The 18,891-nt window shown below is 64.3% G+C and carries 23 protein-coding genes; 11 read left to right on the forward strand and 12 right to left on the reverse strand.

Annotation, left to right across the window (positions count from 1 at the left end; all coding sequences use genetic code 11):
* Positions 1-111 precede the first annotated feature (111 nt).
* A complete protein-coding gene (locus DEIPE_RS12795) occupies positions 112-333 on the forward strand; it encodes a hypothetical protein (RefSeq protein ID WP_015236387.1) in 222 nt (73 codons plus the stop codon).
* Positions 334-361: 28 nt separating this feature from the next.
* On the opposite strand, the gene DEIPE_RS12800 is transcribed toward DEIPE_RS12795, so the two are convergent.
* Complete coding sequence (locus DEIPE_RS12800; RefSeq protein ID WP_015236388.1) at positions 362-556, reverse strand: hypothetical protein; 195 nt, start codon at positions 554-556, stop codon at positions 362-364.
* A 195-nt stretch (positions 557-751) separates the two neighbouring features.
* Here DEIPE_RS12800 and DEIPE_RS12805 point away from each other — a divergent pair, with 195 nt between their 5' ends.
* Positions 752-1,045, forward strand: coding sequence for a hypothetical protein (locus DEIPE_RS12805; RefSeq protein WP_015236389.1), 294 nt, complete (start codon positions 752-754; stop codon positions 1,043-1,045).
* A 62-nt stretch (positions 1,046-1,107) separates the two neighbouring features.
* Here DEIPE_RS12805 and DEIPE_RS12810 read toward each other — a convergent pair whose 3' ends face one another.
* Entirely contained in the window at positions 1,108-1,392 is a 285-nt protein-coding gene (locus tag DEIPE_RS12810) for a hypothetical protein (protein WP_015236390.1), read from the reverse strand.
* Between the two features lie 96 nt (positions 1,393-1,488).
* A complete protein-coding gene (locus DEIPE_RS12815; protein ID WP_015236391.1) occupies positions 1,489-2,031 on the reverse strand; it encodes an MOSC domain-containing protein in 543 nt (180 codons plus the stop codon).
* A 235-nt stretch (positions 2,032-2,266) separates the two neighbouring features.
* Between DEIPE_RS12815 and DEIPE_RS12820 the strand changes: the two genes are divergently transcribed.
* Positions 2,267-3,466: a sugar efflux transporter gene (locus DEIPE_RS12820; protein ID WP_015236392.1), complete on the forward strand. Its 1,200-nt coding sequence runs from the start codon at positions 2,267-2,269 to the stop codon at positions 3,464-3,466.
* A gap of 236 nt (positions 3,467-3,702) precedes the next feature.
* On the opposite strand, the gene DEIPE_RS12825 is transcribed toward DEIPE_RS12820, so the two are convergent.
* Positions 3,703-3,966, reverse strand: coding sequence for a hypothetical protein (locus tag DEIPE_RS12825; RefSeq protein ID WP_157448859.1), 264 nt, complete (start codon positions 3,964-3,966; stop codon positions 3,703-3,705).
* A gap of 97 nt (positions 3,967-4,063) precedes the next feature.
* Positions 4,064-4,801, reverse strand: a complete 738-nt coding sequence (locus tag DEIPE_RS12830) for a sporulation protein (RefSeq protein WP_015236394.1) — start codon at positions 4,799-4,801, stop codon at positions 4,064-4,066.
* 309 nt (positions 4,802-5,110) lie between these two features.
* On the opposite strand from DEIPE_RS12830, the gene DEIPE_RS12835 reads away from it, so the two are divergent.
* Entirely contained in the window at positions 5,111-5,974 is an 864-nt protein-coding gene (locus tag DEIPE_RS12835; protein ID WP_015236395.1) for an FRG domain-containing protein, read from the forward strand.
* Positions 5,975-6,072: 98 nt separating this feature from the next.
* Here the strand turns inward: DEIPE_RS12835 and DEIPE_RS12840 are convergent, their stop codons facing one another.
* A complete protein-coding gene (locus DEIPE_RS12840; protein ID WP_157448860.1) occupies positions 6,073-7,233 on the reverse strand; it encodes a branched-chain amino acid ABC transporter substrate-binding protein in 1,161 nt (386 codons plus the stop codon).
* Between the two features lie 114 nt (positions 7,234-7,347).
* On the opposite strand from DEIPE_RS12840, the gene DEIPE_RS12845 reads away from it, so the two are divergent.
* On the forward strand, positions 7,348-7,572 hold the full coding sequence (locus tag DEIPE_RS12845; protein WP_015236397.1) for a YwbE family protein: 225 nt from the start codon (positions 7,348-7,350) through the stop codon (positions 7,570-7,572).
* Here the strand turns inward: DEIPE_RS12845 and DEIPE_RS12850 are convergent.
* From DEIPE_RS12850 to DEIPE_RS12865, 4 genes are all read right to left on the reverse strand, one after another.
* The gene (locus DEIPE_RS12850; protein ID WP_015236398.1) at positions 7,536-8,486 is read right to left on the reverse strand and encodes a class I SAM-dependent methyltransferase; all 951 of its coding nucleotides are present in this window, start codon (positions 8,484-8,486) and stop codon (positions 7,536-7,538) included. The two genes, DEIPE_RS12845 and DEIPE_RS12850, sit on opposite strands and share 37 nt — an antisense overlap.
* A gap of 187 nt (positions 8,487-8,673) precedes the next feature.
* Positions 8,674-9,024, reverse strand: a complete 351-nt coding sequence (locus DEIPE_RS12855) for a hypothetical protein (RefSeq protein WP_015236399.1) — start codon at positions 9,022-9,024, stop codon at positions 8,674-8,676.
* Positions 9,025-9,032: 8 nt separating this feature from the next.
* On the reverse strand, positions 9,033-10,001 hold the full coding sequence (gene floA, locus DEIPE_RS12860; protein WP_015236400.1) for a flotillin-like protein FloA: 969 nt from the start codon (positions 9,999-10,001) through the stop codon (positions 9,033-9,035).
* A gap of 25 nt (positions 10,002-10,026) precedes the next feature.
* Positions 10,027-11,508, reverse strand: a complete 1,482-nt coding sequence (locus DEIPE_RS12865) for an NfeD family protein (protein WP_015236401.1) — start codon at positions 11,506-11,508, stop codon at positions 10,027-10,029.
* Between the two features lie 361 nt (positions 11,509-11,869).
* Here DEIPE_RS12865 and DEIPE_RS22340 point away from each other — a divergent pair, with 361 nt between their 5' ends.
* The 3 genes from DEIPE_RS22340 (at position 11,870) to DEIPE_RS12880 (ending at position 15,601) form a co-directional block, all read left to right on the forward strand.
* Positions 11,870-13,381, forward strand: a complete 1,512-nt coding sequence (locus tag DEIPE_RS22340; RefSeq protein WP_015236402.1) for a Kelch repeat-containing protein — start codon at positions 11,870-11,872, stop codon at positions 13,379-13,381.
* 381 nt (positions 13,382-13,762) lie between these two features.
* Positions 13,763-14,407: a hypothetical protein gene (locus tag DEIPE_RS12875; protein WP_157448862.1), complete on the forward strand. Its 645-nt coding sequence runs from the start codon at positions 13,763-13,765 to the stop codon at positions 14,405-14,407.
* Positions 14,408-14,491: 84 nt separating this feature from the next.
* Complete coding sequence (locus DEIPE_RS12880; protein ID WP_015236404.1) at positions 14,492-15,601, forward strand: acyl-ACP desaturase; 1,110 nt, start codon at positions 14,492-14,494, stop codon at positions 15,599-15,601.
* Positions 15,602-15,871: 270 nt separating this feature from the next.
* Here the strand turns inward: DEIPE_RS12880 and DEIPE_RS12885 are convergent, their stop codons facing one another.
* Positions 15,872-16,240: a hypothetical protein gene (locus tag DEIPE_RS12885; protein WP_041230894.1), complete on the reverse strand. Its 369-nt coding sequence runs from the start codon at positions 16,238-16,240 to the stop codon at positions 15,872-15,874.
* A gap of 37 nt (positions 16,241-16,277) precedes the next feature.
* Positions 16,278-16,877, reverse strand: coding sequence for a DUF305 domain-containing protein (locus DEIPE_RS12890; RefSeq protein ID WP_015236406.1), 600 nt, complete (start codon positions 16,875-16,877; stop codon positions 16,278-16,280).
* A 164-nt stretch (positions 16,878-17,041) separates the two neighbouring features.
* On the opposite strand from DEIPE_RS12890, the gene DEIPE_RS12895 reads away from it, so the two are divergent.
* From DEIPE_RS12895 to DEIPE_RS12905, 3 genes are all read left to right on the forward strand, one after another.
* Positions 17,042-17,206, forward strand: coding sequence for a hypothetical protein (locus DEIPE_RS12895; protein ID WP_157448863.1), 165 nt, complete (start codon positions 17,042-17,044; stop codon positions 17,204-17,206).
* A gap of 67 nt (positions 17,207-17,273) precedes the next feature.
* A complete protein-coding gene (gene pdxY, locus DEIPE_RS12900; RefSeq protein ID WP_015236408.1) occupies positions 17,274-18,179 on the forward strand; it encodes a pyridoxal kinase PdxY in 906 nt (301 codons plus the stop codon).
* Between the two features lie 69 nt (positions 18,180-18,248).
* A complete protein-coding gene (locus DEIPE_RS12905; protein WP_015236409.1) occupies positions 18,249-18,677 on the forward strand; it encodes a secondary thiamine-phosphate synthase enzyme YjbQ in 429 nt (142 codons plus the stop codon).
* The last annotated feature ends 214 nt before the right edge of the window (positions 18,678-18,891 follow it).

An 18,891-nucleotide genomic window follows, 5' to 3' on the forward strand; every position in this document is an offset into this window, starting at 1 on the left:
GGTAAATGATGAGCCGGATGATCGACCTGTTTTGTGCCCGCGCCCCGCATTTTCCTCACAAAGTGTTTTCGCAACAGGCGGGACGCCTCGCAAGCGCTATTCAGAACTGACATGGTCAAGCGAGCCAACGTAGAGTTCCGGAAGCCCCCACCCGATCCGGCCTGGTTTTTGCTGGCGCGGGACGTGCGTGGCAACTGGCAGGGCTGCTCTCCGGACGAGGCGCCTTATGCAGCCACGTTCCGTACCCTGCACGAACGCACCGGCTGCATCGTCACCCGGCATTCGGCCCGTGAACTGAGCGCCATGATCAAACCGAAACCTCGGGCTGCCTGAGCGAGCAGACGAGCAAAATTGGCGTGCTTCAGGCGGCTTCGGCCAGCACGATGGCGCCGAAACCCGCTCGGGATTCACGCAACACCCGCACGACACGGTAATCGCCCTGCGTGTCGCGGATCAATGTGCCCTGAGCCGGCGTTCCAGCTTGCGGCAGCAGATGAAAGGTCGGCATGCAGAACGCGCCGACTTTGCTTTTGATCTGCTGATCGGAGACAGGCATAAGCTCAGCCTAGGAGGTGCCTTTCACTGTCACCGCTGAATGCTGTTAACTTTGCTTTAACCAGTCATCATGGGAAGCTTTGAAAGCGCCTGATCTCATGAGCCTGCCGGCGTCTCCGAGGATCCGTTCGGCGGTGTTCAAGAGGGCCTTAACCCGACCATACGATTACGGTACCTGCCACCCGTACCCTGAGGTATGAGCGACGATCACCGCCTGTCCAACATCCCGCCCATCGGCAAGCCCGTCGAAGAGATCGAGGACGATACGCAAAATCGGGTGAATCCGCCCGCAACCGGCGAGCAGGATGCCAGTGGAGACGGTGGCACGCCCATCTTGCCCTGGGGTGAAGCGAGTGTCGGGGCCCGCGGTCCCACGGGTGGCACGCCGTCTCCCGGTATACCGGTGATTCCGGTAATGGGCGACGCAAGCGAAGGGGAGGCCACGGGGACAGCCCGCCAGGACGACACGACCGACAACTCGCAGGCCTGAGCTTCCTGCAAGTTTGAGGAAACAGGGCCGTGCTGTCCTGTTTCCTCGCTGTGGCGCCGCGCTCAGGAGTGTGACTCGTCCTGCTCCTCACGCTCGTTGCTTGTGCCGGTGGTCTGTCCGTCGAATGTGCTGCGCGGATCGCGGGCGAGCGAGCGGCCGGTGGCCGAACTCGTCCCGGTGCTGTACGGACTGGCGTTGGCTTCAGGTACGTCGTTCTCACTGCGGGTGCCGCCGCGCAGATTTGTCATATCGGCCCCGAAGGGCCCGTCACCCTCATCGTGTGAAACGGCTTCCTGGTCAGGCGGCTCGGGGGTCTTGAGCGGTCCATTGCGAGCGTCATCGGTCATGGGTGTCCTCCGGAAGAGCGGGTTGCCCTGAGTGTAGGAGTGCAGCCTGTGAAGCGCCCCCGAACTGCATGGAGAAAGCCAAGATTTCAGGTGGCCTTACACACGTTCGAGGGGCAAGTATGGCTCGGGCGGCAGTTCCACCCTCAGCGGATCACCGGCGCGCACCTCGCCACTTTCGAGCACCACGCCCATGATGCCGGCCTTGCGTACCAGACCGCCGTGTTCGTCGCGTCCCAGGACCGCCGCGAGTAAGCCCGCTTGCAGGGCGTCAATCTGGGCGCAGGGATTGCGCAGGCCGGTGACCTCGACCACAGCTTCGCGCCCGACGTGCAGTCGGGCGCCCTTTGGCAGTGCCAGCAGATTGACGCCGCGCGTGGTGATGTTTTCGCCCAGCTGGCCCGTGCCGACCTGAAATCCGGCGAGTCGCAGTTCGTCGAAGAGTTCGGCATGCAACAGGTGCACCTGACGCAGATTCGGCGCACTGGGATCCTGCGCGACACGCGAGCGGTGCTTGACGGTCGTGCCCGCGTGGGCGTCACCTTCGACACCCCAGCGCGCCTTAAGCCGGATGAGCCCGGAAAGGTATTTGCTGAAGGTGTGCGTCTGACTGAGGCTGACGGCGACGACGGTTCCCTGCATGAAGCTTTCTCCTGTGTGGTGAAGTCTGTTGTGCACAGTGTACCGTTCGACTCCGTGCATTGATGGACCCTGTGTACCGGCGCTCCGTCACTGGATCGCGCGGCCCTTTTCAACGGGCAGGTAATTTGTTCCACTTTCCCGTTTGCCGTTCCTGAACCGATTTAGATTGGTGCGTGATTTCCGGCGAGCCTGTGGCACAAACACCTGTGCCACAAACAGCCGTGACCCTTCCCTTATGCAGACGAATACACTGACCTCACTGAAAAACGTGCCCGGCATCGGGGGCCTCTCTATCGCCATCATGCTGCTGGGTTTTGCCACATCGTTCGCCCAGCCTTACCTGTCGCTCTTCGGAGTGACCGAAATCGGCATGTCGCCCATCGCGCTGGGCTTCTTTCTGACCACCATCGCGCTGAGCAGCATCGTGATCAGCACCCTGCTGGGGCGTCTCTCCGACCGCCTGCCCAGCCGCAAGCCGGTGGTCCTGCTGTCCGTGGCCTGCGCTGCGCTGGGCTATACCCTGTATGCGCTCACCGAAAATTACCTGCTGCTGCTGACGGCCGTGGTGTTCATCGGCACGGGCGCCGCCTCTTTTCCGCAGCTGTTCGCCCTGGCCAAAGCGCAGGCAGGTACGGCCGGGGAGCAGAGCATGACCGCCCTGCGCTCACTGTTCTCGCTGGCGTGGGTGGTGGGCCCGGGTATTGGCGCGGCGCTGCTGGCCGCAGGAGGCTTTCGCGGGCTGTTTCTCACGACGGCCGCCTGCTTCGCGCTGGCTGCTGTCCCGATCCTGCGTACATCGGCGCGGGCCCGCGAGGCCGCACGGGCCAACCCGGTCGCGCCTGCGCCGCCGAGCGCCGCCTCCGGGACCGACCGACCCGTCGCCCTGGTCGCTTTGAGCTTTGTGCTCTACGGCACCTCGATGCACATGGGTTCAGTGGCGCTGCCGATTCACGTCACACAGGTATTGCACGGAACCACCAGCGACGTGGGCCTGCTGGTCGGCCTGTGCGCGCTGCTGGAAATCCCGGTCATGCTCAGCTTTGTCGTGAGTGCCCGGCGCCTCAGCAACGAGAAACTGATCTTGTGGGGTATTGCGCTGTTCGTGCTGTATTTCGTGCTGGTGCTGCTGTCGCCCAGCGTGTGGTGGCTGGCCGTCGCGCAGGCAGTGCGTGCGGTGGTGATTGCCATTCTGGCGACCCTGGGCATGGCCTACGTGCAGGAACTCATGCCCGACCGTGTGGGGGTTGCGACCACCCTCTACGCCAACACCATGAATGCGGGCGCCCTGCTGGGCGGCCTGGGCGTGGGTCTGTGTGCGCAGTTCTTCGGCTACACTGCCGTGTTTGTCCTGTGTGCGCTGCTCAGCGTCGCCTCCTGGGCGCTGCTGCTCGCCACGCGCCGAGGGCTCGGAAAACGCACACCTGCTCCGATCTGATTGCCGCTACCTGGTCGTAGGTCTGTACTTCGAGAGCCTGGAAGCGCTGCAGTCCGGTATGGGCAGCGCCGAGGGGCGGGCGGTTCGCGCCGACCTCGCCAGTTTTGCGGGTGTCGGCGTGACACCAGTGATCGGTGCGGTCAGCGAGTAGACCACCGGGCACGCCAACGAAAACCACCCGGGCAACCCAGGTGGTTTTCTCGCTTATGTCCGCAGGCCGCCCGTGGATCGTTGGTTTATCCCCGGCCGCGGCCCAGCAACTTCATGCGAAACTCGGCTGACGTTTTGCCCGTGTCGGTGATCTGCTCCAGCAGCGTGACACGAAAGCGGCCGCCGTCGTGCATCTCCAGTTCGCTTTCCATGCCGGGAGCAGGTGAGAAGGCAGTGTTCTGCCAGTTGAGCGTCACGCGCATGTACCCACCGCCACCTTCCAGGGCAGTGATGGTCGCCGGAATCGAGACCTCATCGAAATGGGCCGTGATGCTGTTCGGATCGGTCACGCCGTCACCATACCCGGTTTTCGTCGCCGGAAAATGACGCCAAGGTGGAAAAAGGTTCACATGCTCCGAAGTTCCGGCGGATGCCGGGCATAATGCTTCACGACGTCGGGCGCTCACGGATGAAGCGGTCGAGTTCCCGGGCGACGGCGTCCACGCCGCTGTCGAGCAGGGCGCCTGCCAGCGAGAAATGCGTGCGGGCTTCGGTTTCCGTGGTGATGAGCGAAACCAGACCCTGGGCCCGGCGGTCCACTTCCAGCGTCACGTCGATCCTGTCCGGTTCGACGGACAGCAGCAGCTCGACTTCTTTGACGCCGTAGGTGTCCGGGGCCAGGAATTCCAGTTGTTGCGCGGGGCGGCGCCTGGCAGGAGCGTAGTCTACATAGCTGCGGCTGAGACGCAACCCGAGCAGTTCGGCCGCGTCGAGCAGCGTCTGCACGGGCGCACTGGGCTGGACTTCCAGCAGATCGTGGTCGTTGAGGTCGACGGCGAGCCGTACCGAGACGCCGGTTTGCACTCCTACCCGGGTTCCGCGCAGCGACAGGGGCGTGTGGTACGACAGGACGAACTCAAAGGGCAGGACGCGCTCCTCGCCAGGTGCGATTTCGAGGGGCCCGCACACGCGAGCCCGCTGGACCTCGTGCATGTTGACCTGATCGGAGTTGCCGGCCAGCACGAACAGCTCGATGTGCTCGATGGCCTGCGGCGCTTGATCCCCGCGCACGACCACCTTCCCTTCCACCTGCTCGCCCAGGCGGACGGACACCTGCGCGAGCTGCGTATCCACGGTAGCGTTGCCGATTCCCACGCGGGCCAGCGTTCTGCGAAGAAAACCCATGCCGCTCAGTATGCGGTACGCCGCGCCGATTTCTGCCGTGTTCCGGGCGAGTCTGCACAGCCCACGGATCGATAGATGTCCTTGGCGAAGGAATGCGGCCATCCTGAAATACGCCGCACCAGAACCCCTGTTTCGCGGCACATCGCGCGGTAGCGCTGCACCTGGGCACGCTTGATGGGCCAGTGTAGGGCCTCGCCCGCTGTGGCAGGCCAGTTCGCCTGCTTCACTGGCGTAGAGGCGGCTGAGATGTACGAGTACAACTTCATTTCCCTCGCACACGACCTGCGGGTATCCGTGCCAGCGTGAGGCATGGACGAGATTCGCGTGGCGTCTTGGACCGAACTGCACGAAGCCGTGTACCGTCAATCCTGGAACGACCGCCTGTCGCGTTTCCGCTCTCCTTACGCTTTTCGTGGTGTCTCGGACCTGCACTACTCGCTGGTCCCTTCGCTGTCACGACTGGGCGGTGATCCACGTGAACTGGAGCGGCACCTGCTGCGCGCCTTTCGGCGCTACGCCTACCGGGACGTGGTCGAGCGCGATTCTTACTGGTACTGGCTGGCCACCGGGCAGCACCATGGCCTGCCGACCCGGCTGCTCGACTGGTCGTATTCACCGCTGGTGGCGATGCACTTTGCCACCGCCGACCCTTCCAGATTCGACTGTGACGGGGTGATCTGGATGGTCAACTACGCCGAGACAAACGCCCGGTTGCCGCCGGAACTTGGCAGTTTCCTGGCCGAGGAAGGTTCGGACGTGTTCACGGTCGACCTGCTCGCTTCGTTTTCACAGCATTACCGCGAGGGCGACGCGCCGGATTCGGCAATGTTCGACGTTCAGGCACTCGAAAAACTCGAAGCGCGCTCGCGTGAGCCCTTCTTGCTGTTTTTCGAGCCGCCCTCGCTGGACGAGCGGATCGTGCAGCAGTACGCGCTGTTCTCGCTGCTGTCCGATCCGCGGGACTCAATGGAAGCCTGGCTGGAGCAGTGTCCACAGGCGTACACCAAGATCGTTCTGCCGGCTGAAGTCAAGTGGGAAGTCCGCGACAAGCTTGATCAGGCCAATGTCACCGAGCGGACGCTCTTTCCGGGCCTGAGCGGCCTAAGCACCTGGCTCAGGCGCTACTATACCCCCCGGGCAGAGTTCCCTGAAGCATCAAATGAAAAAGGATGACCGTTCTGCTCGGCAGGGCGCGAGCCGTGACATCAGACAGCGGAAGTGCGAACCAATACTGTGGTTCGCACTTCCGCTGTCTGATGGTCTGGTCGGGTTTACTTCACGGCTTTGGGGCGGGCAATGTGAATCTGCAGGTACTCCGGAAGCGTGGTGGTCTCGCTGAAGCGCATCACGAACAGCGGTGCGCGCTGGCGGTCACCCTTGGCATTGAACGAGAGGGCGCCGGTGAGGCCGCCGGGAATGTTGACCTTGCGCACGGCGGCGCTCACGTCCGCACGGCTGAGGGTGTCTCCCGCGCCCGCCTTGGCATCCAGCAGTGCTTGCAGCATCACGCGGGTGGCGTCGTAGTTGAAGACGCTGAAAATGGTGGCGTTCTGGTTGAAGGCCGACTTGAAGCGCTGTGAGAACGCGCTTGCAGCGGCGAACTTGTTGAGGGGACCGAAGGTGGTGGTGTAGAGCACGCCCTTCACGAGACCCTGCCCGGTGCGAATGAAGCTGGGGTCTTCGAAGGTGCTGCCGCCGGCAAAAACGGAGGTAATGTTGGCACTGCGCAGTTCACGCAGCAGCGCCAGCCCGGCTTCCTGGCCGCCGCTGAAGTAGATGACGTCCGGATTCTGCTTTTTGGCGGCGGTCACGATGTCCTCGAACGCGATGCGCGCGGTGGTGTTGAAGCGGCCGACCACGTTGAGCTTGTAGACGGCGGCGGCAGTCTCGACATCGTCAGCCAGGCTGTTGCCATAAGTCGTGGCGTCGGAGATGACCATCAGCTTGCGGTGGGGCGTCTTTTGCGACAGGTACTCGGCCATCGCGGCTGCCTGCGCGTCACTGCGGGCCACCACACGGTTGACGTTGGGGTAGTTGCGGTCGGTGATTTCGGTGGCAGTGGCCGCTCCGCTGAGCATGACCAGGTTGGCCGGGCGCAGCACGTCGCTCACCAGCATGGCGGTTCCCGAGAAGGTCGGTCCGAGCACGCCCAGCACTTCGGGGTCGCTGACCAGTGCCCGCGCGCTTTGGGCGGCGATGGTGGGGTTGCCCTCGTCGATCGGCACCAGGGTGACCTCCAGGCCGGCCTTGGTCAGTTGCGCCCGCATGGTCTGCAGGGCGAGCTCGGAGGCCAGTCGGGCGGATTCACCGATTGGGCCGAGCGGTCCGGAAAGTGGCGCGACGAGAGCGATCTTGACTTTGGTGGCAAGGGCGGGAGAGACGAGCAGCAGTACCGAGAGTGCTCCAAGGCGCGCCTTCATTGACATTGACATATGTGAATTTTTTCGTATTAAGACTTTCAAGGCTCTTACAAAACTCATCTATTTTGTTGTACTCAGTTTATTTTTCATACTGCATGTCCGGCGAGCAGCGGGTATGGTAAGCACATGACCCAAGGCCAACTTCGGCGCAACATCCGGCCAGGACTCACGGTCAGCATTGTCATGAAGGCCGACCAGCGTTCGGGTCGTCTCACACGCGGCGTCGTCCGCGACCTGCTGACCCGTGCCCCCAGCCATCCGCACGGCATCAAAGTCCGGCTGGAAACCGGAGAAGTCGGGCGGGTCAAGCTGATTCACGACCCCGAGGCCGCCGATTCCAGTGTCGGTTGATCGCCCGTCGGCCCCACCTGCGGCACGGCGGTCAGCACGATCTCGTACTTGCCGGTGACGTACACGCGAAAGCCATGTTTCTGCAAATGCCGACGGTACAGTGCCAGATCCTTGAGCAGCAGGGACAGGTCGGGCCTGCGAAAATTCAGCAGCCTTGCTCCATACGAGAGCCGCCCGGCTTCGAGGCGGCAGTTGGGCAGCGAGAGGATCAGCGCGCCGCCCGGCGAGAGGTGGTCACGCAACAGGGTGCGAAACACCCGGTCCTGCTCGATGCCGGAACTCTGCAGCGTTCCCAGCGACAGCACCAGATCGAAGCGGCCCAGTGCCGCGTGCGGCAGATTATTCACGTCCAACGTACGAAACGAATAGTGTGCAAAGCGGGTGCGGGCAAGTTGCAGGGCGCTCTCGCTCACATCGATGCCCACCACCTGAAAGTCATGCCCGGGGTAGGCCAGATCCAGCAATTGCAGTTCCCGACCGCTGTTGACGCCGACATCCAGAATGCGCGCGCCGGGCTGGAGGCGCACCCGTGCCAGCGCCTCAAGCAGGTCGTCCAGCAGGATCGGGTCTTCCAGCTTGTCCAGACGCTGAAACTCGCTGTCGGCCCCGTACCGCTCCTGATCTTTCGAGCGCCGGTGCAGTGACGCTCCCGGCAGGCGGCGCAGGTGCAGCTCCAGACGCTCGCCCCGCACCACGGGGGTCATCAGGTGGCATTCCAGCCGGTCGGCCAGATCAAGCCAGGCCTGCAGCGGGCGCCAGATGCCTTGCGGGGTGCGTTCCCCGGGAAAGCGCTGCAAGTCCAGGTCGGGGTTGGGCACGCTCAGTTGTGCCTCGCCCTGCCCGTTCAGCGCGGCGCGCACCCGTGGCAGGATCTCGTGCATCGGCTCGAACGAGAAGATCAAGGGCTCGGACATGTTCCCAGCCTACGTCGCCCCAGCGTGCCGGGCGTTCGTTTGGAAAATTCAAACTCCGGTCCAGTCCGGGCCGTGCCCTGATTTTATGGGCTGGAGCAGCAACGGACCAGCCGGCACAAGGGCCGCTCCTCAGGAGCGGCCCTTGTGTGCATAACAGAACGAGTGTGCCCTTCTGCCCGCAGGGGAACTAACCTTCGTCCGGATCGCGCAGTGCTTTGGGCGGACCGAGGACTTCGATGAGCAGAAACGCGCGTTGCAGCGCCCGGCGCGAGGACAGTTCTTTGCGCAGCAGTTCCCGTTGCGACAGGGGCCGCGCGCTTTCCACCACACCCGCTGGCATTCTCTCCGGGCGCGCCACGGTCCGTGCCTGGACCGGCTCGGCCGCCACCCTCATCTGTGGCGTCTCCTGAGGTGGCGGTGGGGGTGACGGCTCCGGGGCCACCTGCGCTTTCAGCGCCTGCTCGCGCAGGTATTCCTGCGGATCGGGCAGTTCGCGTGACAGCCCACGCCCGCCGAATCCGTCATTCGAGCCGGTCATCGTGGCCTTCAACCGCCCCGGAGGTTGGCAGACTCATCGTCCTCGGAGAGGGCCTGGCGCATGCGGGTATCGGCCTGTACGTTCTCCATCTTGTAGTAGTCCATCACACCCAGGCGGCCGTTGCGGAAGGCTTCGGCCAGTGCCAGCGGCACCTGCGCTTCGGCTTCCACCACGCGGGCGCGCATTTCCTGCTCGTAGGCGACAGCCATCGCGCGGCGCTCCTCCGCCTTGGCCTGCGCAATTTTCTTGTCGGCCTCGGCCTGATCGGTCTGCAACTCGGCGCCGATGTTGCGTCCGACATCGACATCGGCGATGTCGATCGACAGGATCTCGAAAGCCGTCCCGGCGTCGAGACCGCGCTCCAGTACGTACTTGGAAATCGCGTCAGGATTTTCGAGCACCATCTTGTGGTTGGCCGCCGAGCCGATTGACGACACCGTGCCTTCGCCCACCCGGGCGATGATGGTCTCCTCACCCGCGCCGCCCACAAGGCGCTCGATGTTGGCGCGCACCGTCACCCGTGCCACGGCCACGACCTGAATGCCGTCCTTGGCCACCGCGGCGACGCGCGGCGTCTGAATGACCTTGGGATTGACGCTGACCTGGACCGCTTCGAGCACATCACGGCCCGCGAGGTCGATGGCCGTCGCGCGTTTCCAGGGCAGCGCGATGTTGGCGCGGTCGGCCGAAATCAGGGCCGTCACCACACGGCCCACGTTGCCGCCTGCCAGCGAGTGCGCTTCCATCTGCCCCACGTCGAGGTTCAGGCCCGCCTTGGTGGCGCTGATCAGCGGACGGACGATTTCGGCCGGGTTGACCTTGCGCAGTCGCATGCCGATCAAGGTGCCGATGCTCACCCGTACGCCCGAAAAGATTGCGGTAATCCACAAGCCCACCGGCACGAAGTAAAAGAACATCCACAACAGAATGAAGACGATAAAAACCAGGATTCCCAGCGTAAACAGTGTGCCTTCCATGTCTCTCCGTTCCTTCCTCGTCCGCTCAGGTGAGGTCGCTGTCGCCGGTCCGGGCGCGCTGCACGACCCGCCGGTAGCCTTCGTCGGCAATGACGCGCACCTGCTCGCCCGCCTTGATGTAGTCACCCTGCGATACGACATCGACGCGCTGCCCCTCGATGTTCGCGATGCCACCCGGTCGCAGATCCGAAAGGGCGACGCCCACGGCTCCCTCAAAAGAGCGCTGCGGTGGTGGCTCCGGGGCACCCTCAGCATACGTGGCGCTGTGGGCTTCGAGGCGCTCACCCTCGAGCCAGTGCCACGCTCTGGACGTTCTCTGCTTGATGGGCGCGGCTTCCGTGGTGCCGACCTGCGAATTGAGAATCATGCCCTGCACTGCCGCGGCGCGGGGCAGAAAGCGCAGGAGTACCAGACTTCCCAGCGTCATCAGCACAAAGGTCGCCATGATGGTCGACGCCGCACGTGTCAGGTCCTGCGGCGTGATGACCTGTCCCCCGATCAGGGATACGAACAGGCCACCCAGCAGGGCCGTTGCGCCCAGAATTCCGGCAATGCCGAAGCCGGGCAGCACGAACACCTCCACGGCGATCAGCACCAAGCCGATGACTGCCAGGGTGACGCCTTCCCAGCCGGCCAGTCCGGCCAGGAAATGCCCCCAGAAGAACAGCCCGAACAGCAGCAGCCCGAGACTGCCGATCAGACCGAATCCGCCTGTGTACACGTCGGCGAGAATCAGCAGGAAACCCAGTGAGGTCAGCAGCGACGCCACCAGTGGATTGGTCAGGAACCGCACCAGCCGTTCGGCGGGGCTGATTTCGGCCTCACGTACCGTCACACCGTCCAGGCCCGCCGCTTTCAGCAGCGCCGCGCGGTCCGTCACCACGCCATCGGCATACCCGCGCTGCTGGGCCTGCGAGGCGGTGAGGGTGAGCAACTGCCCGCGGTTCACCAGACCCTCAATGGCAATTGAGGGGTCCACCATCGCCTCGGCCACCAGCGGATCGCGCTTTCGCAGTTCGGCGGTGGAGCGGAAGGTCGAGCGGACCGCCGAAATGGTTTTGGCGTCCGCGGTGGTGCCCGAGCCGGTCACCGGAGTCGCGGCGCCCATCACCGCGCCGGGCGCGAGATAGATTTCCTGCGCGGCAATGGCGATCAGCGCGCCCGCCGAAAAGGCCTCACGGTTCACGAAGGCGATCGTGCGCAGCCGCGAGTCCAGGATGGACTGACGCATCTGCAGCACGGCGTCCAGCCGCCCGCCGGGTGTGTTGATCTCCAGAATCACCGCGCGGGCATTCTGCTCGGCAGCTCCGGCCAGGGCGCGTTTCAGGAAAGGGGAGAGGCCCAGATCGATTTCGTTCTGAATGGGCACCACGACCACCGGGCCCGGGGACTGCGCCCGCCCCAGGGTGAGCAGCGAGGCGCCCAGCACGAGGAGCAACAGGCCCAACATCATCAGGCGACCTGGAAGCAGACGGGTGGCGCTTGGCAAGTAACGGGAGCGGTTCATAAAAGAAGCCCTCCTGCAGGAACCCACGGAGAAGTGAACCCTGTGCTGGCATCGTACCGTGCGCGTCGTCGGGCGACGTGGTGAAAGCGCACGGTGCGGCGCATGGCGCCGCACCGCGCCCACGGACAAAGGTGGCCACGAACGAATGCTGGGCGTCGTGACCGGTCTTGCAGCTGAACGACGGGGCAACTCGACATATACAGCCGATACGCACCGGTATGCCGCCGGGTTCCCGTCCTCCCGAAAGCCTCCCGTGGTCGCCCTGGCGTTGCCGCCAGCGTTTCATGAGAACTGCCGAGAGGCGTCTTTACCGCGTTGGATAGAACGAGGCGCACCAGATCAGAATGCTGGATTTCAACGCATGCGACACTTCACCAAGGAAGTCAAGATTTTCCTGCTGCTTGCGCTGCTCTCCGGTTGCGCCCGGCAGGTCAGCCCCGAATTCCCCGACACGGCTCATGAAGTCACCGCCAGTCCCCTCGCGGTGGGTGACCTGCGAATCACGGCCAGTTCAGTCGACACCAACGCCGGAAGTTCGGCGGGTGGAGCAGTCGACGGCCAGTTCGGCACCTGGTGGGGCACCAACGCCGTGGGCGGAGCCCTGCGCCTCGATCCCGGAACGACCAGCACGGTGAGCGCCGTGCGGATCGCCTTTTACAAAGGCAGCTCACGCAGCGCGACCTTCGATCTGCAGGTCACCACCAGCGCCACCATCACCAGCACGACCTCCTGGACGACCGTGACGACGCGTACCAGCAGCGGCGCAACCAACGACTTTCAGCGTTTCGTGCTGCCTGCGCCGGTCAGCGCCCGTCACCTGCGGCTCGTGAACCGCGGAACCAGCACGGGCAGCGCCACGGCCTTCACGGAAGTCGCCATCGAGGGCAGCGCAACCACGGGCGGTACTTCAGGCTGGAGCGTCAAAGCCCCGGCGCCCCTGAAACGCTGGGAATCGCAGGGACTGGCCGCCGAAGGCCAGCTCTTCACTTTCGGAGGCTTCCGCAACACCCCGGACATCGCGGTTTACGCGACACGTGAGAGCTACCGTTTCAGCGTGGCAAGCAACACCTGGACGCGCATCGCCGACCTGCCCGAGCCCATCACCCACGCCGGGCAGGCCCTGGATGAGCAGCGCCGCACGATTTACCTGGCAGGCGGTTTTGTCGGAAACGGCTACACCAAGACCAATCCGATCGTCACGACCGCCAAAGTCTGGAAGTATGACCTCGCCACGAATTCCTGGAGTGCCGCGCCCTCACTGCCCGCACCGCGCGCGGCGGGTGTCCTGGTGCGGCGGGGCCGCTTCCTGCATTACTTCGCGGGAACCGTCCGCACCGGAGACAGCTACGGGGGTGATTACAATTCCCACTGGGCACTCAACCTCGATCAGCCTTCCCAGGGCTGGCAGCGCAAGGCTCCGTATCCGCTGGCAGTCAATCACTTGTCAGGCGCAGTGGTAGGAGAAACCATTTACGGATTGGGTGGTCAGCGTTCGGACGCCGAGACCAGCACCAACACTTCGGCGGTCTACGCCTACGACCCGGCAGGTGACCGCTGGACCGCGGCCGGAGGGGTGGCTCCCATGCCGCGTCCGCTGGGACACGCGGGTGCGAGCACTTTCGTGCGTGACGGCCGCATCATCGTGGTGGGGGGCGTCACCAACGATCCTCAGTCCATTCGTGGCGGGCGTGAGGTGGCCAACGTCGTCATGTACCGCCCGGACACGAACCGCTGGACCGAACTGACCCCGCTTCCCAGTCCCCGGCAGTCTCCGGTCGCCGACCTGGTGAGCGGTGTCATGGTCGCCACGACCGGTGACGGTGCGGACAAGGCTCCACACGACGAAACCTGGACCCGTCCCTGGTCACCGTGAGTCGTCCGGTCACCCTGAACGGCACCTGGGGCGGCGCGCTGCGGGTGCCTGCGTCGGGTCAGGTGCGGGGCATTCCCGCTGACTTCCGCTGACCGTCATTTTTGCGTGCGCTGCCTGCTTCGATTGACCTCCGTTCGCCGCCCAGTTCGTCTGCTTTTCGGCTGCATCATTTGACCGGACGTGCATAAGGCGCTATCTTGAAGGAATCAGCGGCCACAGCGGTCGCTTTTTCTTTCACCGACCTTGGGACGGATCGCCCACGCGACGACTTCTTTTCCGCGCTGCGCGCGTCCCCGTTTCGAAGGTCGGCGGCCACACCCCGACGTGGCCAGAAAGGTCACTGCGACCCCCATCATGCCCAGACGACGTAAATTTCGCTCCGTGGACGAGCATACCCCTGGATCTTTCGACGCACGACTCGCTTTGCTGCTGGAACTGCCCGCGCCGGCGCCGCGGGACGGCACCTACGCCGACTTGCGCTCAGGTCTGGTGCGCGAGGAGCGTGAAGCGCTCGACCGCGCCCTGGAACTACAGCAGCTGCTTACCAGCGTGACGCAGGACTCGCGGGCACGCCGGGCGGTGGGCGGCGTGGCGGCCCAGTCGGAACTGGCCGGCTACGCGCGCGGCTATCGCGCCGGTCTGCGCGCAGCGCGGCGTATTGCCGAGCAGGCCCAGAGTCAGGCCGGCCGAGTGCTGGAGGGTCTGCAGGACGAGGTGCTGCGCCTGAACGACGAGGCGGCCCGTTTGCGCTCGGAGCTCGAGCAGGTGCGTGCGGCGCGTGAACGCAAGGTGCGCAGCGTTCGTAAGGATGAAGTGCATGTCCCCGAGAACGCCGAGGAAGCCCGACGGGTAGCGCGCAATATTGAGGAATTCTTGAAGATTGCGGAGGGCGGCGAGATGGACCTGGAGGAAATCCGCGCCCGACTGCCCGAGGAAGCCAACGTCCGGGACGCCCTGCACCACCTGTTGCTGGCTCGCCGGGCGACCATTCACGGCAGCAATCTGCGGCTCGTGCAACCGGACTGACCCAAGGCAGGGTGGAGGAATTCTTGGCGCAACTGTCAAGAGAGTACACATCATCCACCAAATCTCGCGCTAGCATCTCTGAGTATGAGTGCCATCATTCCTCCTTCTGCCTTGCCGACCGGACGCCGGCAGCCCGCGGGCCTGCTGTCCAACCAGGAAAAAGATACCCTGATCGAACGGGCGTTTCTGGGCCTGTACCGCTGGTACACCTCGCGGAGCCAGGAAACGCGCAACTGGAATGCTGACAAGAGTTTCGAGTGGCGTCAGTTGCGCACTGACATGCCCAAAGAAGTCACGACCATTTTGCAGGGCTTTTTCGCTGTCGAGCAGTACGCGCCTGACTACACCAGCGAGTTGCTGCGTCTGGTGCGCGCCAGTCACGGACGCAGCCACTTTCAGCTGCGGTGGGGCAGCGAAGAGGAGAAGCACGCCGACGCCTGGGAGAACGCCGTGCTGTTTTCGCGCCAGCGTTCGCCACAATGGATCGCCGAGTACAAAGAGCGCCTGAAAAGCCAGCAATGGACGCTGCCCTTTCCGGACGCCATTCACAACCTCGTCTACACGGTGTTTCAGGAGCGCGCGACGCAGCTGAACTACCTCAACATGATGAACATCGCACAGGGCAAGAGCACCAAGCCGCACCTTGTGGGCTTTCAGGACCCGGTGCTGGCGAAGGTAGCGCAGACCATCGCGGTGGACGAAGCAGCGCACTACAACTTCTTTCTGGAAGGTGTGCGCCTGTACCTGTACTATTACCCACAAAAGACCCTCGAGGCCATCAAGAACGTCATTTCGCAGTTCTCGATGCCAGCGAGCCACCTGGTGCCTGACTGGGAACAGTTTTATGAAACGGTGTACCGCGCCGGAGTGTACGGACCGCGCGACTTCAGCCGGGACGTCATGCAGGTGGTGTTTCGCAATCTCGGCATCGAGGGACGCAAGCAGCTCGAAGATGGCATCAAGGCCACGCGTGAAGTGCCGACCTTTGAAGGCGACAGCACTCAGCAGACGGCCATCTGGAGCTCGTTTGACTACGGTCTGGTCGAAGGCGACGTCAAGAGGCTGCACGTCAAGATCGAGAAGTACGAACAGGAGATCGGCTTCAGCGAACTCGATCCCACCGAGTTCGTCGAGAATCCCGAAGTGCCCAGCCACGCCCCCAGTGAGTCTGAGGGCGATCCGGAGCACGAATAAGCACACGTCAGCAAGGAGGCGCCCACTTGGGCGCCTCCTTTGTGTGGGTCACCATGACGCGTGGCCAGCGGGCTGGGGAAGAAACTCGGTGCCGGGCGGCGTGCCAGTCAACGGGGCGGGTGTGGCCTGTATTTCTACGAGGAATCGTGAAGTCGGCCAGGTGTTCGCCAGTTGCGTCTACCCGCACACCTCGCACTGAGATCCGGGGGCACCTGCACCTGAAGCTGCGTTGAGCCCCTCCTGAGCCTTTGTTGGGAGGATTCAGCCCTTTCAGCCCGCGCGCGCCAGTCGGAGGGTACCGAGCCCTCCGGTGATTTCACCGGCCACGTCGACGGCCACGGTCCAGGTGATCCACTCACGAGCGCCCTGGCCCTGGTCGGCGGTGAGTTCAGTGCCTTCGTTCAGTGCCCGCAGGCGCGCTCCCCGGGTGTGATCAAGAGCGTCGAGCCATACCAGCCCCGCTTGCGGCGGGCGGCGCAGCAAATTGGCAAACGTCTGGGCGTCTTCCGCGTGAACGTGCAGGACTACGGTCCCAATGCGGATGCGCAGGGTACAACTCGAAAGGTCGGCGGTGACGTACATGAATAGCGGGGTCAGCGTACCCTCGTCCGGGCAGGCCGACCGTGCCAGTTTCCCCAAGGTTGCTTCATGGAAGCTTCAGCGAAGCACGCTCCGCTCACGAGCGAGGCTTCCAGCTGCGGTACGTGTTCATCTGCTCGGCCTGGACCCGGACGACACCCTGGGCGTCCAGGCGCAGCAGATCGTTGTCCGAGCGCATCAGGGCGAGGGTGGCCATCAGCACGCCCGAAGCGTGGTGTTCGAGCATATGGCTCACGAACGCTTCCTCGGGTGCGGTCGAAGCCCGCACGGCGCGGAGCATGCCTTGCATGTGCGCCTTCATGGCGTCGGCCCGCACGCGGTCCAGGCCGCCCAACTGGAAATCGGTGAGCATTGCCGTCATCTCGCGGACCTCCCCCTGCTGTCCCGTGACCACGATCTGCGCCCACTCGCGGACTTGTGGATCACGCAGCCGGGGCAGCAGGGCCTGGCTCATCTCCACTCCAGCCTGATGGTGCGCGATCATCATCGACAGGTAGGCACGGTCGAAGTTGCGCCCGGACAATGTCTCCAGCTGTGCGAGCAATTGCGGATCGAAGACGCGGTGGCGAGCCTGCTGCGCAGTGGGCGAGCCTGCTGCGGGAGGCGGGGCGTGCTGATGCTGGCCGGCAGCCCAGACGGTCAGGGACAGGAATATCACGGGTACGAGGCGAAACATAACACTCCTTGCAGGCCGCTTGAACTGCACCTCCCGGGGACCTGGCATGACTCGGCCGTAGAGGGCGCTGGCCGATGATGGGCAGAAGCTCAGTCTAGGACGCTGTCATGAAAGAAACCTCACAGCCTCAGTTTGCAGTCATGTGGCCCGTTCAGACTGGGATCATGCGCTGGCAAGGACAGTTGTGGTTTCTGGTTTTCAGTGTGCTCGCTTTGATCAGCGAAACATACGCCGTTACGCAGGACATTCGCGCGCTTGACGCGCTGGCACTGCTGCTGGCATTGCTCGGCGTGCTCCATTTGCGTCCTGCCCGCCGCACCTGGCCCTGAGGGCCGTTTCCAGGGAACGTTTCCAGGAAATCACCTTGGCCGCTGGTCCCCCGCCTGCTGGAAAGGTATGATCGAGCGCGTGCAGGCAAGCAGCGAGCGAGTGAGAAACATTCTGTCCATCCAGTCCTGGGTCTCGTACGGGCACGCCGGGAATGCCTCGGCGGTCTTTCCGCTGCAGCGCCTGGGTTTCGAGGTCTGGGCTGTTCACACCGTGCAGTTCTCCAACCACACCGGTTACGGTCAGTGGCGGGGGCAGGTCCTGAGTACCGAGCATGTCGCGGAAGTCATCGAGGGCATCGCCGATCGCGGTGTGCTGCACGAGTGCGACGCCGTACTCTCGGGGTATATGGGCGACGCGAACACGGCGGGCGCCATTCTGAACGCCGTGACGCGCGTTCGTGAGGCCAATCCCGGCGCGCTTTACTGCTGCGACCCCGTGATGGGCGACGTGGGGCGCGGGGTGTTCGTGCGCCCCGAGATTCCCGAGGTGATGCGCGAGCGGGCCGTTGCGGCAGCGGACATCGTGACCCCCAACCACTTCGAACTCGAACTGCTGACGGGGCGCGAGGTGCGCACCCTGCAGGACGCCCTGCAGGCGGCCACCGAACTGCGCGCGCGGATTTGGGCGCACGGACCGCGCATCGTGGTCGTAACGAGCCTGGTGCGTGAGGACGCGCCCGACGACGCCATCGAGACGCTGATGCTGTCCGGCGAGGGCGCCTGGACCGTCCGCACGCCGCTGCTGCCGCTCGATCCGCCTCGCAACGGCACGGGTGACGCGGTCGCCGCGCTGTTTCTGGGACATTACCTGCGCAGCGGCAACGTGCCGCACAGTCTGGAAAATGCGGTTTCGGCGCTTTACAACATGCTCGAACTGACCCACCGCCGGGGCAGCCGCGAGATTCAGCTGATCGCCGCGCAAGACGAGTACCTGCAGCCCTCCCGGCGCTTCGCGGCCCAGCAGGTCGCCTGAGCAGTGAAGTGCAGGGTGCGGTGGCCCTGCCGCGGGCCTCGGTCGCGCCCGGCGTGCTACAGGTGAGTCATGTGGTATTCCACCGTCTTGACCCTGTCGCCCAGGCCCCGAGGCTTTCACCTCATCACGCGTGACGTCCAGACGGCGCTGCCCGAGCTCGGGCGCGTGCAGGTCGGCCTGCTGCACGTGTTCGTGCAGCACACCTCGGCCAGCCTGGCCCTGAGCGAGAACGCTTCGCCGGATGTCCGGCGGGACTTCGAGCGTTTCTTCAACCGTCTGGTCCCGGACGGCGCGAGTTACCTGGAACACACCGACGAAGGCCCCGACGACATGCCAGCGCACCTCAAGGCAGCCCTGCTGGGCAGCTCGCTCACCGTGCCCGTGTCGCGTGGACGTCTGGCACTGGGAACCTGGCAGGGCCTCTATCTGTGCGAGCACCGCAACGCCGGAGGTGCCCGCAGCCTGGTTCTGAGCCTGCACGGCGAGACGAACGGATGAGTCGTGTCGTGTTGCCTCGCTTCCCGCCGCGTTCCCCGCACAGTGTGTACTCGCGTTCCCGCGGGCCCGGACTGCGAGTGCATGATTTGACCGCGCGTGCATAACGCGCTATCTTAAAGAAATCAGCGGCCGAGGTCAGGCCGGTTTTTTCTTGTGAGCGCCCCCAGGGGAGCCACCATGCCCGAACGTTGATGCCTGTGGCGCCCCCGCACGT

Source organism: Deinococcus peraridilitoris DSM 19664 (genome assembly GCF_000317835.1).
Classification (GTDB): Bacteria; Deinococcota; Deinococci; order Deinococcales; family Deinococcaceae; genus Deinococcus_A; species Deinococcus_A peraridilitoris.

Bases quoted from the DNA above. Each gene is read 5' to 3' on its own strand.
- DEIPE_RS12795 (WP_015236387.1), top strand. From the start codon at position 112: ATGGTCAAGCGAGCCAACGTAGAGTTCCGGAAGCCCCCACCCGATCCG.
- DEIPE_RS12800 (WP_015236388.1), bottom strand. From the start codon at position 556: ATGCCTGTCTCCGATCAGCAGATCAAAAGCAAAGTCGGCGCGTTCTGC.
- DEIPE_RS12805 (WP_015236389.1), top strand. From the start codon at position 752: ATGAGCGACGATCACCGCCTGTCCAACATCCCGCCCATCGGCAAGCCC.
- DEIPE_RS12810 (WP_015236390.1), bottom strand. From the start codon at position 1,392: ATGACCGATGACGCTCGCAATGGACCGCTCAAGACCCCCGAGCCGCCT.
- DEIPE_RS12815 (WP_015236391.1), bottom strand. From the start codon at position 2,031: ATGCAGGGAACCGTCGTCGCCGTCAGCCTCAGTCAGACGCACACCTTC.
- DEIPE_RS12820 (WP_015236392.1), top strand. From the start codon at position 2,267: ATGCAGACGAATACACTGACCTCACTGAAAAACGTGCCCGGCATCGGG.
- DEIPE_RS12830 (WP_015236394.1), bottom strand. From the start codon at position 4,801: ATGGGTTTTCTTCGCAGAACGCTGGCCCGCGTGGGAATCGGCAACGCT.
- DEIPE_RS12835 (WP_015236395.1), top strand. From the start codon at position 5,111: ATGGACGAGATTCGCGTGGCGTCTTGGACCGAACTGCACGAAGCCGTG.
- DEIPE_RS12840 (WP_157448860.1), bottom strand. From the start codon at position 7,233: ATGTCAATGTCAATGAAGGCGCGCCTTGGAGCACTCTCGGTACTGCTG.
- DEIPE_RS12845 (WP_015236397.1), top strand. From the start codon at position 7,348: ATGACCCAAGGCCAACTTCGGCGCAACATCCGGCCAGGACTCACGGTC.
- DEIPE_RS12850 (WP_015236398.1), bottom strand. From the start codon at position 8,486: ATGTCCGAGCCCTTGATCTTCTCGTTCGAGCCGATGCACGAGATCCTG.
- DEIPE_RS12855 (WP_015236399.1), bottom strand. From the start codon at position 9,024: ATGACCGGCTCGAATGACGGATTCGGCGGGCGTGGGCTGTCACGCGAA.
- floA (WP_015236400.1), bottom strand. From the start codon at position 10,001: ATGGAAGGCACACTGTTTACGCTGGGAATCCTGGTTTTTATCGTCTTC.
- DEIPE_RS12865 (WP_015236401.1), bottom strand. From the start codon at position 11,508: ATGAACCGCTCCCGTTACTTGCCAAGCGCCACCCGTCTGCTTCCAGGT.
- DEIPE_RS22340 (WP_015236402.1), top strand. From the start codon at position 11,870: ATGCGACACTTCACCAAGGAAGTCAAGATTTTCCTGCTGCTTGCGCTG.
- DEIPE_RS12880 (WP_015236404.1), top strand. From the start codon at position 14,492: ATGAGTGCCATCATTCCTCCTTCTGCCTTGCCGACCGGACGCCGGCAG.
- DEIPE_RS12890 (WP_015236406.1), bottom strand. From the start codon at position 16,877: ATGTTTCGCCTCGTACCCGTGATATTCCTGTCCCTGACCGTCTGGGCT.
- DEIPE_RS12895 (WP_157448863.1), top strand. From the start codon at position 17,042: ATGCGCTGGCAAGGACAGTTGTGGTTTCTGGTTTTCAGTGTGCTCGCT.
- pdxY (WP_015236408.1), top strand. From the start codon at position 17,274: ATGATCGAGCGCGTGCAGGCAAGCAGCGAGCGAGTGAGAAACATTCTG.
- DEIPE_RS12905 (WP_015236409.1), top strand. From the start codon at position 18,249: ATGTGGTATTCCACCGTCTTGACCCTGTCGCCCAGGCCCCGAGGCTTT.